This is a genomic window from Paenibacillus sp. HB172176 (assembly GCF_011947265.1).
Lineage (GTDB): Bacteria > Bacillota > Bacilli > Paenibacillales > Paenibacillaceae > Pristimantibacillus.
On sequence record NZ_JAATHD010000012.1, the window covers coordinates 95,024 to 111,164 of the forward strand.

The window sequence follows — 16,141 nt, forward strand, 5'->3', positions numbered from 1 at the left end:
TTTTCGAAAAATGGGGATAGTAAGCATGGTAATCCGAAATGTAACCAGAAAGGAAAGTGTGGCAATGAAAAGAGCAATCGAACAAGGTTCAAAAAAGAAGCAAGCTTCTGAAGGCTTGCAGAAAGCCAAATACTTAAGCTGCGGCATTCTAACCTTCGCATTATTGGCATGGATGCCGAATGCGCCGGTTTCGGCAGCAAAAGGGGAAGCGCAGCAAGGCGCTGCCGTTACGCAGTCAATCTCTTCTCAAGGTTTCCTAAGTACATCTGCCGAGCTGTTCATCGAGGAGTACGTTGGCGGCGAAGCTAGAGAGAGCGCCGGGGACGGGGTTGACGGCGGAACAGGCGGCGGAGGCGGAGGCGGTCATCATGGAGGAGGCGGTCATCATGGCGGTGGAGGCCACCATGGCGGCGGAATGAACGGTGGCGGAATGAACGGCGGTAACGATGGCGGCACAGGCGGCGGCACTGGTGGAGGCACAGGCGGCGGTACTGGTGGAGGCACAGGCGGCGGCACTGGTGGAGGCACGGGCAGCGGCACTGGTGGAGGCACAGGCGGTGGCACTGGTGGAGGCACAGGCGGCGGCACTGGTGGAGGCACAGGCGGTGGCACCGGTGGAGGCACTGGTGGCGGAGGCAAAGGTGGCATGGGCGGAAGCAGCATGCCGGGTAAGACGCCAATAAATCCAGGTACAGGCGGCGCTTCGAAGGGAAAAGTGGACAAAAAGTCAGGAACGCGTCAATAGGTTTTCCAATCCATAATGAGGTTCGCGCTCACAGACTGCCGACAAGCCGACTGGCTTGTTCGGCAGTCTTATTCGTCATTGTCTCTCGCACTCCGGGGTGGACGGTGGTTGGCTTTGCCCAAAAAGGTTAAACTAGTAGAAGGAAAGCGAAAGCATGGGAGTGGGGCTAGTCAGATGAATATATCCATACGCACGAAAGCCAATATCATTCTATTTGTCGCGGCGGCGGGGATCCTTGCGTCGTTTCCGTTCCAGCATACGTTCATCGGCGGATTGTTGTTCGCGGCCTTCAGTGCGGCGACGATCGGCGGGCTGGCCGATTCGTTTGCAATCAGCGCACTTTTCGGGAATCCGCTGCGTATTCGCTGGCCGGAATGGATGGGCACTCATATTATTGCGAGAAACAGAGAACGTTTAATTCGCGAGCTTGCGGAGATGGTGGAGCATGAGCTGCTGACCGTATCTATGATAAGGGAAACCTTGCCTGAGCATAGTCTTGGGCAAGCGCTGCTGGAGTATCTCAACGATAATGGCGGCGCCGAGGCCATACATGCGATAGCGCAGCGATTAGCAGGCGATTTGATGGCGAGAGTCGATACGGAAGAGGTGGCAAGGGGGCTGGAACGATTCCTGCAGGAGCATGCCGACATGCTTCAGATTTCGGATTTGATCGCGGATATTGGCGATTGGACGATCAGGAACGGTTATGACGAACAAATCATCCGCTTTTTGCTCGAACAGTCTGTCCATATCGTGGGCACGAAGGATTTTCGCAGGCTCATCGAACAATTGGCAGATACCGCGATCAAAGCCTATGAAGGGGATAAATTCCGTAGAAGGCTGGTTGATTATTCGGCGGGATTGAACGCAACAGCCATAAGCGAAAAACTGCAAGTCTGGCTCATTCAATTTCTTGAACAATTCAAGGACGCAAGTCATCCACAGCATATGAGATTGAAGGAGCAGCTGCTTCTTTTTATCCAGCGCCTAAGAGAGGATGAGGAGCTAAGGAAGCGGATGGAGGACGGCAAGCTGTCTCTGCTGAAGTCCTTGGAGGGAAAGCTTAAGCTGGACGAGTGGCTTAAGAATAGATTGAACGCGCTTAGAGAGTTGGCGGAGAAGGGCGAAGGGCATGAAGAAGGAACTTCTCTTCCATGGCTTCGAGAGCAGCTGGATTACGGCTTCCGACAGCTGAATGAGAAGCCGCAGTTGGCGGAAGCGCTGGATCGCAAGCTGAAGTCTGCCATCTTAGACTGGGTTGAACGAAAGCATTCGGCAATCGGCGGCATTGTTCAAGATCAACTGCAGCAATATTCAGAGGCCGAGCTGATTCAGCTCGTTCAAGAGAAAGCCGGCAAGGATCTTCAATATATTCGACTGAATGGCATGATCGTCGGCATGTTGGTCGGCATTCTATTCTATTTGCTTACGTTCTGGATTGGGGGGATTCATTAGATGACGATGCGTAAGAAAGCGAACCTGTCTCTCTTGCTGCTTGCGGCGCTGTTCATCTGCGCTGCCGCCGTCATCTATTATTATCCCGGACATTGGTGGACGAGGCTGCTGTTGTTCGCTGCGGAGGCCGGACTCGTCGGGGCGCTTGCTGATTTGTTCGCCGTTACGGTTCTGTTCCGCCATCCGCTTGGCATCAAGCTGCCTCATACGGCAATTATACCTCGGAATCGCGATAAGCTGGTTGACGGCGTCGTCCAAATGGTAGAGAATCAGCTACTGAGTAAAGGCTTTCTGAAAGCAAAGCTGAGCCAGCTAAGTATGGTGGATGCGCTTATTCGTTGGGTGGAATCGTTATCAAGTCCGGTTTCCATCATGGACAGGGGCTGGGCGATGCTGGTTTCCTTTCTGGATAAGCTCGATAAGAGCAGACTCTCGGAACGATTTGACCAACATTTGAAGAAAAGCTTGCTGGAAGTGGAGGTTTCCAGATATGCGGGTAGAGGTCTGAAGTGGATGCTGGCTCAAGGCGACTTCCATAAATGGTTGACGCTAATCATCGATTATGCGGCGGAAAGAGTGTCTGGCGAGGAGACGAAGCAGGCGATCCGAGAGATGATTGAAAAGGAGAAAAGCAAGTTTGTGAACGAAGGCGGGGCAATCGCCAGATGGTTCAAGCAAAAGCTTCTGGATTTTGCGGAATCGACGGATGCGATCAACCTGGATGAAGCGGTTGAAACGCTGCATAACGATCTTCTCGGCTTCATGGTTGAGTTGCGCAATCCGGAGCACGAGCTAAGAAAATTGCTCTTTCACAAGCTGCATGAGCTGGGCGACAATCTTGAGCAGAATGAAGATATTGCGGCTTCCATCGAAAGCTGGAAATCAAAGCTGCTGGAGGAGCTGTCCTTCGCGCCGGCCATTCAAGCTTTGCTCGAAACGGTGATGAGCATTATTGGCAATCAATCCGACACCAAATATGTGATGAAGGAGGAGAAGAAGCTTCGAATGGAAGATGTGAAGCAATGGCTGACCGGCTTGCTCATCTCCTATTGGGAATGGTTCAAAGCGGATGAACGGACCAAGGATCAACTGGAGCGGTATTTGCAGCAATTCGTAACCCAAGTTATTGAAACGGAGCATGCCGTAATCGGCAAAATCGTACGGCATACGCTTGATGGATTCACAGAAGAGAGACTGGTCTCTTTCATCGAAGGAAAGGTCGAGATTGATCTTCAGCGGATCAGGCTTAACGGCGCGTTCATCGGAGCCGCTGTCGGCGGGCTGATGTTCCTGTTCCTGTACGGCGTCTACAAGCCTCTCCTGGACTGGTTATAGATATCTTCTTACAGGACTAATTCACTAACGGGCAAACGGAAAACGGGGCGATTCGTCACGAATCTGCGCTTTTCCCGCACACATTTAGGTCTATTAGCTTGCTGTTTAACGCATGGTCGCAATGGTATTATTTAGTAGAATGATAGATTGTGTTCATAAATACCATTGAAGGAGGATCATTGTGCCACTATTACTATTAAGCTTGTTGCTAGGCGCGCAGCTAACGATGATGCCGTCGCTCGGTTCGATTGGAGCTTCTGGCCGACAGGAGATGGCGGCGCTTCTGGACGCGGCTGCGGTCGCAAATGTTCAAACGGAGAAAACGAGCGAGCCGACGGGAGCCGATGAGAGCGCGTTTAAGCAGCAGCTGCATCAAATAGATTTGAAACGTTGGGGCATCTACAACGACGGCACCCATGCGGTCGAAACAACGGAAGGATTGAACAAAGCTCTTGCCTGGGCTCATGAAGAAGGCATTCATGCCGCTACGTTGCAGCCCGGAACGTATTTGATCGATAAGAACAGTCGGATTGACATGGTCGGTGATATGCGATTCGAATTGACACCGGATGTTATTCTGCAGAAGGAAACGAATGGCATGGAGCATTATGAACTGCTTGCCGTCGATTATGGCGCGAATAATGTCATTCTTCGAGGCGGAACCTATCTGGGAGACAAAGACACTCATAATTACGAAGGGAAGGACAATCCGCATACTTGGGGTACGCATGAGAGCGGGTTCGGAATCGCTTTGTATGGCGTGGATTCCGTTACGATCGACGGCGTCAAGGCGAGTCAATTCACCGGGGACGGATTGATTATCGGAGGTCATGGCACGATGGCCAAGGACATCTATGAGAACAATTTCGAATCCGGCAGCTTGGACGAATCCGGCAAAGAGTTGGCCGCCAAAGGCTATATTCGTACGATTGAGGGATTCGATCTGACGCTTCCCATCTTCCAGGAGAGGAAGGAATTCGAGCTTGCCAATCCGATATCGCTGCCTAACTTATTCGATATGTATTTCTACGACAGCCAGAACAAATTCATCAGCAAGCTGACCGGGAAGAAAGCGAGAGACATTATCTCCATTCCCGAAGGCGCCGCGCGTTTGCAGCTCGTATTCAAGCAAGAGGGATGGAGCAAGGCGTATATTGAACTATGGAACAGAACCGTGAGTACGAATGTGGTTGTGAAAAATTCGGAATTCTCCTACAACCGCCGTCAAGGCATTACGGTAGGCGGCGCTGACGGCGCTTTGATCGAGAACAATGAGCTGCATCATATCAAAGGGACCGCTCCGCAATCCGGCATTGATGTGGAGGGGGGCTTCGGAGATAACGGCAATCGCAACAGCGATATTATTATTCGCGGCAACGCCTTCCATGACAACGCTGCTTATGACGTCATCCTGTATGACGGCAAGGATGCCCTGGTAGAGAACAATCATATGGCATCAAAAGGACTAATCGGGCTGGCGGTGTCCGAGCCCTTCACCGGAGCGGTTGTACGCGGCAATCATTTCGACGGTACTCGAATCGTGGCTTATCATGACGTCACGTTGCTGGACAATAAGCTGAATGATTCCTATACTACGCTTATTGGTCCGCGAATTAAGGTGAACGGACTGGCGGTTACGGACGGCATCTTCTCGATTAGCGCAAGCCAGCCCTTCGGAGTGAGCGCTTCGAACGTGACGATCGACAGCAGGAACAAGGATGTGGAGTCCGGAATGACGTTGTCCGGCAAGAAGGTTATTCTTAATCATATTACCATTAACGGTGAATCCAAGCTGAGGTCATTCAGCGGCAATTCCGAGGCGGGCAGCATCATTAATCATCTGAAGATTATCGGCTATAATTCCAAATACGGCTTGTCCCTGCCTCCCGCCTATTATAATTATTGTGAATTTGAAGGCGCGGCGGGCGACAGCACCGGTGCGGTTGGCATCAGCTCGGCAGGGCTGTATTCCTTCAATCATTGTCGCTTCAGCACAAGCTCGACAGCCGCCGCCTCCATTATCGCGGATCATCCCGATCTCCAATTGACGATCATGAATTCCAGCTTCGAGCTCGGAGGAGATTCGAGTGCGATCAGTATACAATCGGCGAAGAAGGCACGCATCGAAAATAACGATATTAAGGCCAACGCGCTTGCATTCGAAAAAACGGAGATCATTCGCATCAATGATTATTGGAAGAGGGAAGAAGCAGCCGATGTGTTGAATGCTGTTATTAGAGGAAATCGAATTTCCACCAATATTGCAGCAATCGGAATCAGCACGCTGTATGCGGGCGCAGGCGCGCCGGCCTATGATGTATCGCTCAATCAATTGACGAAAGCGCGATATGCGCTTAAGGATAATGATACGGATGAGGGAAATGCCAGGACGCCGTAGAGACGATTATGGGAATGAAAGCATGAAATCTGCGGTATACTAAGTCGGCTACTTTGACCTTAGGAGCTGAGCACTATGGGTTGGAATTGGCTGACAGGCTTGATGGTGCTGCTGCAGCTTATGAATCCGACGGAATTATTATGGATTGATCATGATGGAGAAGCAATCGATACGGTCAATATTCGCGAATATATACAACCGTTGCCCGGAATTCCCATAGTTGATGAGAATAAGCTGGAGCGGCTGATGGATCAAGCGGCGAAGAAGGTTGCCAGAGCTCCGGTGGATGCGACTATTGACGGCTCGGGCCGCATTAATCCTGAGAAGAATGGCAGCGAGCTTGACAGGCAGGCTTTCCGGATTAAATTTTATCGCCGAGTTTATGAAGGAGAAGCTTATTCCAAGCTTGAGGTGCCAACCAAGCATGTCTATGCCAAGGTGGACAGCGAGGTGCTCTCCTCGATCAAGGTGAAGGAGATTGGCCAGTACTGGACCTATTACAACAGCCGCAACAGAAATCGTTCCCATAATGTAGCGCTTGCCGCCAAGGCGGTGAACAATATCGTGGTTTTCCCAGGGGAGACATTCTCGTTTAATAAGACGGTTGGGAAGCGGACTCGGCAGAAGGGATATTTGAGAGCGCCCGTTATCGTACGCGGCGAACTAGCGGAGGATTATGGCGGCGGCATCTGCCAGGTGTCCTCCACGCTCTTCAATGCTGCTGATCGAGCAGGCTTGCGCATTGTCGAGCGATATTCGCATAGCAGACAGGTTCCGTATGTGCCTCCGGGGCGGGATGCGACAGTCAGTTGGTACGGACCCGACCTCGTCTTAGAGAATCCGTATCAGCAGCCGATCCTCATTCGGGCGCGGGCAAGCGCAGGCGAGGTATCCGTATTGATAACGTCTACGGAGATGCTCGAGTTTCAGAAACGCGAGGTGCCGAGCGCGTCGAAGAAGCTGCCGCCGGAAATTAGAGTAGATGATTTGAATGTGAATGGACTCAAGCAACATCGTTAATCGTTAAAAATTGGAGCTGGAGTGGAAGAGAAGGACGGTCCTTAGGGATTTAGTCCTTCTTTTTCATGTGGAAATATGTCGAATCAGTATGCTGCAAGCTTTGGAATTCATACTTGGTAATCATGGTATACATTACCAATTACGACTACAATAAACAAAAAGAGGGTTTGTATTGAAGGGTTGGGGGTTGAAAAATGATAAAAAAAGTCGAAACGCAACAAGACCTGCATATTTTTAATTCCATTTGGATGAAGGCTTGGGAAGAGAAGGGGTTCGAATATGAATTCACGGCAGGGGACTCGTATTTGATTTATCAAGACGAGGCTGCCGCAGGCACCGTGCAATTCGCAGCCTATGAACCTGAGAGCGCAGAGGACATGCATCGCGTTTTCCAATTCTGCGGATTGAAGAAAATCAAGGATAACCTTGAGCGGATTTTCATCATTGATAAGTTCGCCGTCAAAAAGGAATATCGTTCTTCTCAAATTTTGGATCTCATGATGTATTGTGTCTTCGATTATGCTGAACGCAACCGCAAGAGTTATTCCATTGCTCTTATTGATCCGCTGTTCTATCGACTGCTTCGCTTTCAATATCATTTCAACATCGAGCAAGCGGGGAAGCGGGCCATATACAAGGGGGCCGATGTCATCCCGATTATTATCGACACCCATTATTTCTTAAGCTGCAAAGAGCAGTATGCCTGGTATAACCATATTGCGAGTTCTCTTCAATCGCAGCAGCAGACTGTCGCTTCCTATTGACGCCGGCATCCGCCGCTACAGGATTCGCGCCAGCTTGCGATAGGCGCGAGGCGAGATGCCTTCGTGACGGCTGAAGCTGCGGCTGAAATAGTGAATGTCCGCATAGCCGACATTTCGCCCCACCTCTTCAATCGTTTGCTCCGTCTCCCGAAGCAATCTTCTTGCTTCGCGATGCCGGATGAAGCCGATAAATTCGCCGGGAGGCATGCCGGCATGCCTCTTGAACAGCTTGGCGAAATGATCCTCGGTCATGTCCATCGCATCCCCCAAAGCTTTGTTCGTCCAGGGATGGGCGGGGGATTGTTCAATCGCGCTCATCAACTCGGTAATGCGTGAACCGTGAACGGATGCGCTCGTTAATCGGCTGGCGAGCTGTGTACGGTATAAGACGGCAAGGATGTTCAGCATGAGAGATTTGCACAGCAATTCGTAGCCGGGCGCGCGCATCGTGAATTCTTCGACGAGCTGCTCCATTAGCTTCACGCAAGAGATTGGCGGCGTATAGACCGGATTACTGGAAAGCGGAAGATTGGCTTCCGTCACCGCTTCTTTGGCGAATTTGTCCCTTTGGACGGCATCTTCGTTAACGACGATATCCGCTTCTGTGACAATATCGAGCTCATCGAAGAAATCGAAATGAATGCCGATGAACTTGGCATAAGGAGAGGATACGACTTCATTCTGATGAAGCACTCCGGCTGGCAGGAAAATCAATTGTCCCGCTGTGATGCGGTATTGCCGGTCAGGCATATACGTAACCGCTTCGCCTTGCACGACGTACAGCAGCTCGAAATCGTAGATTCGCCGCTGCGCAAGCTTTCCGGGCGCGAGGGTCTGCTCCTGCGCATAATGAATGCTTGGCGACCAGTCCCGGAACATAGAGAGCTGGAGCTCGGGATATGGCTGCTCATTCCCAATCATGTTCGCACTCACCTCGATCTTAGTCTTACTTGATTGTTAACACAGCCTACCGACAAAAACAAGAGGCTGCCGTCAGGCAGCCTCTTCGAGCTTCATTCTTACAGCGATACGGGCGCTCCGTTGCGATTTGCCGATTCTATCTCCGCTTCAATGATTTCGAGCGACTCTACCGCGCTCTCCGGCGTGCAGATTGATACCGGAGTGCCGTTCTCGATCGATTCGACCAAATATTTCAGCTCCCGATAATAGCCCATCTCCGGCGACAACTCAGCAATGAAGCCTGCTTCGCCATGCGGATTCACCTTTACTTGATTATTCTCAAATATGAGATTCGCCTTCTCGAAATTGACGCGGTAGGTCATCGCGAAGCCGAAGTCGCCTTCGAGCGTCCAGTCGGCCTGGGCGTTCAACACCTTGCCGTCCCCGTACCTATAGTTCGTGGAGACGATGTCGTACGCGCTTCCCGGCACTACATTGCGCGCGATTGTCGACACCTGCTCGGGCTTGCCGAACAGCCAGTTCACGACGTCGGTGTCGTGAATATGCATATCGAGCAAGCAGCCTCCGCTCAGACTGCCGTCGCGGAACCAGCCAGGGGGCGTTGCGCCGCCGCGGAAGAAGGAGCCGGCGAGCATCTTGCCGTAGCGGCCATCCTCGACACATTCCTTCAGCAATTCGTAGGCCGGCCAGAAGCGGAGGCATTGACCGATCATCAATGTTTTGTTCGTCGCTTTGGCCGCCTCCGTCATGCGCCGGCCGTCCTTCGAATGGAAGGCGATCGGCTTCTCACACATCACATGGAGGCCTCTCTCCAGCATGGAACAGGTCATATCCGCATGAAGCTGCGTAGGCAACGTAAGATCGACCATATCCAGTTGCTCGTTCTCGAGCATCTTCTCCACATTATCATACAGCGCGAAGGAAGACAGGTCGTAGACATCCTGACTGGTGGCGATATTGCCGGACGCCGCCGCATTCTTGAGCTCCTCGATGCGAAGATCACAGATGGCGACCAGTTCGACCGGCGCTCCTTCCTTCATCAATCTGACATAGTTCTCGAAATGCATGCGGCCCATAAAGCCGTAACCGATTAATCCTACTCTTACCATAGTCATTTCCTCCTAATCATGTATTAGCGGGAGCGTCCCAGAATGGCATCCATCGCGCTCGAAGTATTGAATATAATCTGATCGGAATGATGCGTGTATGGGGGAATCATCTCGGCGGTTACGTAATTGTCGTAGCCGACCGCTTCTAGAGCCTTCATCACCGCAGGAAAATCCACATCGCCGGCGAGAAGATCGACGAAGCCGTGCAGGCCGCCGGCTTGTCTGCGATAGTCCTTGAAATGAACCTTTTTGATGCGCTCACCGAGTATGCGGACCCATTGCTCCGGATAGCCGTTCGCCACAACATTGCCTACATCGAAATAGGAGCCGACGAATGGGGAATCCTGATCATCGATGAAGGAGCGCAGCTCCAGCGGAGAAAGGAGAAATTTGTTCCATACATTCTCGATCGCAATGGAAACCCCGGCACTTTCCGCGAATGGTACGAGCTTCGCGATGGCTTCGGATGCGCGGTCATACGCGCGATCGTAGTCCACGACCTCCGCTCCAGGAATGAAATCCACGCCTACCGCGCCCGGTATGACAAGAATAGCGTCGACGCCGAGGGCGGAAGCCAGCTCAAGCTGCTTCTTGCACACGTCAATGGCTTTGCTGCGAATCGACTCATCGTTGCTTGTCATGGAATAAGACCAGTATAAGCCTGTCGCCAGTCCGGCAATTTCCAGATCGGCATCCTTTAATTGCGCAGCAATCGTATGAATCTCCTTGTCGGTTGCTTGAAGCCCAAGCTCGCCGGATTCGTTCAGAGACAGCTCAATGCCGTCGAAGCCCGCTTTCTTCGCGGTTGCAATACACGACTGAATGGTTGCTCCCTCTTGAAATGACCAAATATTAATGCCTTTCTTCATGACGCTCACGCTCCTTCATTCGAATAGGTTTGTCGTTCTCCTCCAATTTTTTTCATTCAGGTTCGTTAATCGATGGAGTGGACGATGGATATATGGATTAGTTTATAGCTAAATTCTTATTTTTTCTTTAGCTGTAGCAGTGACTTTTTGGACTTTTCCGGTTTTTATTGCTGTTTCCATTCGGACGAGCTGACTCAAATGGTATACTTGGATGAAGGGGATCAAAAGGAAGGGGAGAGTATATGACATTCGACTTGAAGGAAGCCATCGAGATTCTGGAGCGGACTCCGAAATCGCTGAGGGCTTTGTTAACCGGTCTATCTGATGGCTGGACGCAATGCAATGAAGGGGAAGGGACCTGGACCGTCGCCGAGGTGATCGAGCATCTCATCGAAGCGGAGAATGCGAACTGGCTTCCCCGATTGGAGCATATTTTGCAAGAAGGCGAGAGCAAGCCGTTCCCGCCGTTCGACCGTTATGCGCATCTGGAGAAGGAGCGGGGCCGATTGCTGGAGCAAGGCTTGAGTGAGTTCGAAACGATCAGAGCCCGGAATTTGACAAAGCTTCGGGAAATCGTTAATCCGGAGCTTCATCTGGAAAGAACGGGCTCGCATCCCGCCTTCGGCATTGTGAAGGTGAGGGAGCTGATTTCCACCTGGGTCGTTCATGATTTTACCCACATTTCCCAGATTGTCAGGGTCATGGCGGAACGATACCGTGAGGATGTTGGACCTTGGCAAGCCTACTTGGGTATATTGAAGAAATAAAAATAACGGTTCATCGACGAATCAGGCTATGCTAGAAAACCCTTTGCGGCGTACATGCACATCTAGGCCTCAGCCCACATACACTATACAACTGACTTAACTTGCGCGCTGAGGCTTGAAGTTGCAGCCTGGGCAATACTGCTTGGGGGTGTACGTTGTATGGGATTATTCACCGCGATTGCTTTGTTCATCAAACAGCTTAGTCTTCTTGTATCCTATGTGAAGAATAACGCCTTTCCTCAGCCGTTGAAGGAAGACGAGGAAGCGAAGCATCTGGCGTTAATGGCGGAGGGCAACGCGGATTCGCGGAACATATTAATCGAGCATAATCTGCGCTTGGTGGCGCATATTGTCAAGAAATTCGATAATACGGGCGAGGATCTCGAGGATTTGATCAGCATCGGCACCATCGGTCTGATCAAAGCAATTGAGAGCTTCCAGACGGGCAAAGGCACGAAGCTCGCGACCTTCGCAGCTCGTTGTATTGAGAATGAAATACTTATGCATCTTCGCAGCTTGAAGAAGACGCGCAAGGACGTATCCTTGCATGATCCAATCGGGACGGATAAGGAAGGCAACGAGATCACCTTGATTGATATTCTCGGCACCGAGTACGACGATGTGGCGGATAAGGTGCAGCTCAAGATTGAGAAGAGTAAAATTTATAAGAATCTGGAGATTCTGGACGACCGCGAGAAGGAAGTTGTGATCGGCCGCTTCGGTCTGGTGCATGGCGGCGACGAGCGGACGCAGCGTGAGATCGCGAAGGAGCTGGGGATCTCGCGGAGCTATGTGTCGCGAATCGAGAAGCGGGCGCTGATGAAGCTTTATCATGAGTTTTACAAGGCGAAACGTTGAGAATATATGTTTGTTGAGAAGCCGGCGATGCCGGTTTTTTCAGTCTACATGCATAATCGCTGCTATGGTATAATTCGATTATATGCTTTGCAATGGAGGCTGAGGTTGAGATGAATCGCACACAAGACCTAGGTAAGTTAATTAAACTGACAGGAGACCGTGCAAAATTAGACGCAAAAGCAAATGACACCTACATCGTTTATAAAACCAAGGTTGGTACAATTGTAAAAGAATACAGCAATGGCGATATAGTTCGAATGAACGATCAGGATTTCCAACATGAATGATCCCTTGGCTACCATGTTTGTGTTTGCAGGAAATAATGGCAGCGGAAAGAGTACGATTCGAAATCTCATAATTGATAAACTAGGTGTGAGTGTAAATATTGATCCTGATGCGTTAGCACGAGGTATCGATATTGAAAATCCTGAGAGTCGAAAAGTTTCGGCTGGAAAAGAAGCGATTAAGCTCGCAAGAGAATGTATTCATCAAAGACGAGATTTTACGGTTGAGACAACACTTGCAGGTGGCAATGTAATCCGTCAAATGCGTGAGGCGAAAACGAAGGGTTTTGAAATCATTATGTTCTATGTAGGACTTGGTGATGTTCGCATTAATATTGAACGCGTGGCCGCACGTGTTCGAAATGGCGGTCATCATATTGAAACTGCAGATATACTGCGTCGACACCTAACTTCTATAAACAATTTACTCCACAATTTGGAACTCATTAATCATTTAATTTTTATTGATAATAGTGGTGCCGGTGGAGAAATTGTAATGGAAGCTGATAGGATGCAAATAAAGCAGTACACACCAGAAATGCCGGATTGGGTGGAAATGATTGAGCGAGCGCTCGTAGAGCGAAATAACTTAAAGGATTAGACCGATTAAGTCTATTTACTGTAATCGGGATTTGATCAGCATCGGCACCATCGGTCTAATCAAAGCGATTGAGAGCTTCCAGACGGGCAAAGGGACGAAGCTCGCGACGTTCGCAGCCCGTTGTATCGAGAACGAAATACTTATGCATCTTCGCAGCTTGAAGAAGACGCGCAAGGACGTATCCTTGCATGACCCGATCGGGACGGATAAGGAAGGCAACGAGATCACCTTAATAGATATTCTCGGCACCGAATACGACGATGTTGCGGATAAAGTGCAGCTCAAGATCGAGAAGAGCAAGATTTACAAGAACCTGGAGATTCTGGACGACCGCGAGAAGGAAGTTGTGATCGGCCGCTTCGGGCTGGTGCATGGCGGCGACGAGCGGACACAGCGGGAGATCGCGAAGGAGCTGGGGATCTCGCGGAGCTACGTATCGTGAATCGAGAAGCGGGCGCTGATGAAGCTTTATCATGAGTTTTATAAGGCGAAGAGATAGTGGGTGAAAATGAAAGAACCTTGCATTGGCAAGGTTCTTTCATTTTTGCTTTTCTAGGATGTGGAGAAGGTGAGCAAGAAGAAGGGAAGGAAATCGACTCTTTCGGAGCCAGAATCTGTAGAATTGGACCAAGATGATCAAATGAGTATGGAGATTTGGCTTTCTCTCCCTAGTTAAGATGGTCCAGCATGAGTGAAGCCAGCAAGCCGCATGAGGCGACCAATCCGATAAATGGACCGCCTTCCTCATAGGCTTCAGGCATCATGGTGGAAGAAAGCATCGCAATAATTCCTCCGCCGGTGAATGAGGCCATATAAACCATCACATGGTCTGGAGAATCGGCGAGCAATTGATTGCCGGTCATAGCGGCCAGAGTAGAGATAACCAATATGGATATCCACATGAGAGAGAGCTTCATCTTAGAAAATCCGTTTTTGCGCAAGCCCACTGTACTTGATAGTCCTTCTGGTATGTTGCTGAGAAAGATGGCGATAACAAGCAGCCAGCTCACCTTGCCGCCTCCGAGCAGGCTGGACCCGATCATGACGGATTCAGGAATAGCGGCCATCACTGTTCCGACGAAAATCGCGACACCGCTTGAGTTTTCTGCGGATTTACCCGCCTTATCGGGATTGGATCGCTTTCGATGCGAACCGCCGTTTCGGGAAATGAACCATTCAAAAACGGTGAAATTCCGATCATCAGCCCGAAGGAAATTTCATAGTTATAATCGAGTATTCTCGTCAGTGATTGTGACAAGTCGAATCGAATGGGGGATGAAGATGAAACAGGTAACAAGAAATGGCTATCATGATCAGACGGCTATTTTTCTTGCTGCGATGTGTTATCAAACCTATCCGTTTTTTTTCTCACAGAAGCTCGTGCTGCCGAAAGGCTATAAGCTTCTATCTGTCATCCGGGGCTTCGCCAATGTCGAAAATCCGGCGGAGCTCGAGCTTGGTTATATGGCGGAATCCCGCGATCGTATCGTTATCGCGTTCAGGGGTTACGCTTCCTATCCTGCCGACTTGTTGGCCAGCTATGATATCCTGCAAATTCCCTATGGGTTTGTTAAGAACGCGGGGAAAACCTCGCGCGGATTTACGTGCGTGTATCGTTCTGCCCGACTTTCGATTTTCAGACATTTAATGAAGGTGGCGGGAGCCAAACGATTGTTCATTACCGGTCATAACTATGGCGGAGCATTGGCTACTCTGGCGGCTCTGGATATAGCTGTGAATACGAAATATCGTAATCCTGCTGTCTATACGTATGGAAGTCCGCGAGTGGGGGATCCGCGCTTCGCTTCACGCTTCAATGAGACAATTGCTCATAGCGCAAGAATTGTCAATATCCACGATTCTTTTCCTACCTTTCCAAGCCGCGTGTATCCGCCTCCCTTTACTCGGAAGGGCATTGCTTATCGGCATGTAAGAACGAAGCACTCCCTCTCCTTTCAACTGAACAATACCCCTCGAAACGATGCCATTGCCTGCTATTTCAAGGCGCTTAGCCAGAAGAATCCGGAGTATACCCGAATCTTATGCGCGGAGAATCCCGATTTTTGTCCTACGACTGACCTTTGTATTCCCTATGTGGATAAGGAGCTGCTGCCATGACAGAAATGATAGCTTTCAATAATGAGGAAGCGATTATTGTTGCAGGGATGATTCATCAATGCTATCGATTGTTCGAGGAGGAGGAGGTCTTCCTGCCGCGTGGTTATGAAATTCGATCGATTATTCGCGCACTTGCAGGGGTGGAGCAGCCTGTCGAGGAGGTTTTCGGCTTTATTGCGGAGTCTCCAGAGCAAATCGTGGTGGCGTTCCGGGGAACGCGAACCTTTCAAGATAACGAATCGGATCAAGACCTGTATCAAGTGCCGTATCCCTTTGTTGAAGCGGCGGGGAAAACGCATCGCGGGTTTACCAGCATTTACGCATCGGCCAGAGACGAGCTGCTTGCGCAAATCAGCAGACTCTCCGCCGACAAGAGGCTGGCGATTGCCGGACACAGCCTCGGTGGAGCGTTGGCTGTTCTCGCTGCCGTGGATATTGCCCTGAACAGCGATTTTGAGTCGCCTGTCGTTTATACATACGGCAGCCCGCGCACTGGAGATCCGGCATTCACAGAGCGGTTTAATGGAATCGTTCCGAACAGCTTTCGCGTCGCGAACGTGCATGATATTATCCCGACTTTGCCTGATCGCGTCTATCCGCCTCCGTTTACGTTGAACGGACTCTATTACCAGCATGTGAAGAAGAAGGTATCGCTTGCGTTCCAGTTCAACAGCGTCGCGGTTCGCAATCATGAGATTGTCTGTTATTTCCACAAACTCAGCCAGCGCAGCCCTCGATTTGTCGCTGCCTTGTGTGCGAGCAATCCGAATTTTTGTCCGGATACATCCCTATGTGTGCCATTCCTGGGCGTATGCAGTCCTTTGGAGGAGGAGGAGGAATAGGTAGCGGGAAAAGAGTTCCTGCCGCGACATGGACTGCGCGGCAGGATTTTTTTGT

16 protein-coding genes and 1 pseudogene are annotated in these 16,141 nt (G+C 50.5%); 13 read left to right on the top strand and 4 right to left on the bottom strand.

From position 1 onward, the window contains the following. Nucleotides 1–64 precede the first annotated feature (64 nt). The 6 genes from HFP08_RS16480 (at nt 65) to HFP08_RS16505 (ending at nt 7,717) form a co-directional block, all read left to right on the top strand. Nucleotides 65–745: a hypothetical protein gene (locus HFP08_RS16480; protein ID WP_168121695.1), complete on the top strand. Its 681-nt coding sequence runs from the start codon at nt 65–67 to the stop codon at nt 743–745. A 174-nt stretch (nt 746–919) separates the two neighbouring features. Beyond that, nucleotides 920–2,200, top strand: a complete 1,281-nt coding sequence (locus HFP08_RS16485) for a DUF445 domain-containing protein (RefSeq protein ID WP_168121696.1) — start codon at nt 920–922, stop codon at nt 2,198–2,200. Next, entirely contained in the window at nt 2,201–3,535 is a 1,335-nt protein-coding gene (locus HFP08_RS16490; protein WP_168121697.1) for a DUF445 domain-containing protein, read from the top strand. Between the two features lie 181 nt (nt 3,536–3,716). Next, nucleotides 3,717–5,933 (top strand): right-handed parallel beta-helix repeat-containing protein, encoded by a 2,217-nt coding sequence (locus HFP08_RS16495; RefSeq protein WP_168121698.1) that lies wholly within the window; start codon nt 3,717–3,719, stop codon nt 5,931–5,933. 75 nt (nt 5,934–6,008) lie between these two features. Further along, entirely contained in the window at nt 6,009–6,953 is a 945-nt protein-coding gene (locus tag HFP08_RS16500; protein WP_168121699.1) for a VanW family protein, read from the top strand. Nucleotides 6,954–7,147: 194 nt separating this feature from the next. Beyond that, a complete protein-coding gene (locus tag HFP08_RS16505) occupies nt 7,148–7,717 on the top strand; it encodes a hypothetical protein (protein ID WP_168121700.1) in 570 nt (189 codons plus the stop codon). A 15-nt stretch (nt 7,718–7,732) separates the two neighbouring features. On the opposite strand, the gene HFP08_RS16510 is transcribed toward HFP08_RS16505, so the two are convergent. The 3 genes from HFP08_RS16510 to HFP08_RS16520 form a co-directional block, all read right to left on the bottom strand. Then, a complete protein-coding gene (locus tag HFP08_RS16510; RefSeq protein WP_168121701.1) occupies nt 7,733–8,638 on the bottom strand; it encodes an AraC family transcriptional regulator in 906 nt (301 codons plus the stop codon). 98 nt (nt 8,639–8,736) lie between these two features. Further along, the gene (locus tag HFP08_RS16515) at nt 8,737–9,747 is read right to left on the bottom strand and encodes a Gfo/Idh/MocA family protein (RefSeq protein ID WP_168121702.1); all 1,011 of its coding nucleotides are present in this window, start codon (nt 9,745–9,747) and stop codon (nt 8,737–8,739) included. 23 nt (nt 9,748–9,770) lie between these two features. Next, nucleotides 9,771–10,616 carry a sugar phosphate isomerase/epimerase family protein gene (locus HFP08_RS16520; protein WP_168121703.1) on the bottom strand — a complete coding sequence of 282 codons (846 nt, stop codon included), beginning with the start codon at nt 10,614–10,616 and terminating at the stop codon, nt 9,771–9,773. Between the two features lie 242 nt (nt 10,617–10,858). Between HFP08_RS16520 and HFP08_RS16525 the strand changes: the two genes are divergently transcribed. The 5 genes and pseudogenes from HFP08_RS16525 to HFP08_RS16545 form a co-directional block, all read left to right on the top strand. Next, nucleotides 10,859–11,383 (top strand): DinB family protein, encoded by a 525-nt coding sequence (locus HFP08_RS16525; protein ID WP_168121704.1) that lies wholly within the window; start codon nt 10,859–10,861, stop codon nt 11,381–11,383. Between the two features lie 159 nt (nt 11,384–11,542). After that, a complete protein-coding gene (gene sigK, locus HFP08_RS16530; protein WP_168121705.1) occupies nt 11,543–12,241 on the top strand; it encodes an RNA polymerase sporulation sigma factor SigK in 699 nt (232 codons plus the stop codon). A 110-nt stretch (nt 12,242–12,351) separates the two neighbouring features. Beyond that, nucleotides 12,352–12,528, top strand: a complete 177-nt coding sequence (locus HFP08_RS16535; protein ID WP_168121706.1) for a hypothetical protein — start codon at nt 12,352–12,354, stop codon at nt 12,526–12,528. Then, complete coding sequence (locus HFP08_RS16540; protein ID WP_168121707.1) at nt 12,521–13,126, top strand: ATPase; 606 nt, start codon at nt 12,521–12,523, stop codon at nt 13,124–13,126. Before HFP08_RS16535 ends, HFP08_RS16540 begins: the two co-directional genes overlap by 8 nt. A 28-nt stretch (nt 13,127–13,154) precedes the next feature. Beyond that, nucleotides 13,155–13,568: pseudogene (locus HFP08_RS16545) on the top strand (sigma-70 family RNA polymerase sigma factor); the annotation flags it as partial. A 226-nt stretch (nt 13,569–13,794) separates the two neighbouring features. Here HFP08_RS16545 and HFP08_RS16550 read toward each other — a convergent pair. After that, entirely contained in the window at nt 13,795–14,193 is a 399-nt protein-coding gene (locus tag HFP08_RS16550; RefSeq protein WP_168121708.1) for a ZIP family metal transporter, read from the bottom strand. 214 nt (nt 14,194–14,407) lie between these two features. Here HFP08_RS16550 and HFP08_RS16555 point away from each other — a divergent pair, with 214 nt between their 5' ends. Together HFP08_RS16555 and HFP08_RS16560 are read left to right on the top strand one after the other, a co-directional pair. Then, entirely contained in the window at nt 14,408–15,244 is an 837-nt protein-coding gene (locus HFP08_RS16555) for a lipase family protein (protein ID WP_240941497.1), read from the top strand. Further along, a complete protein-coding gene (locus HFP08_RS16560) occupies nt 15,241–16,086 on the top strand; it encodes a lipase family protein (RefSeq protein ID WP_481856578.1) in 846 nt (281 codons plus the stop codon). The genes HFP08_RS16555 and HFP08_RS16560 overlap by 4 nt, the downstream gene beginning before the upstream one ends. Nucleotides 16,087–16,141 lie beyond the last annotated feature (55 nt).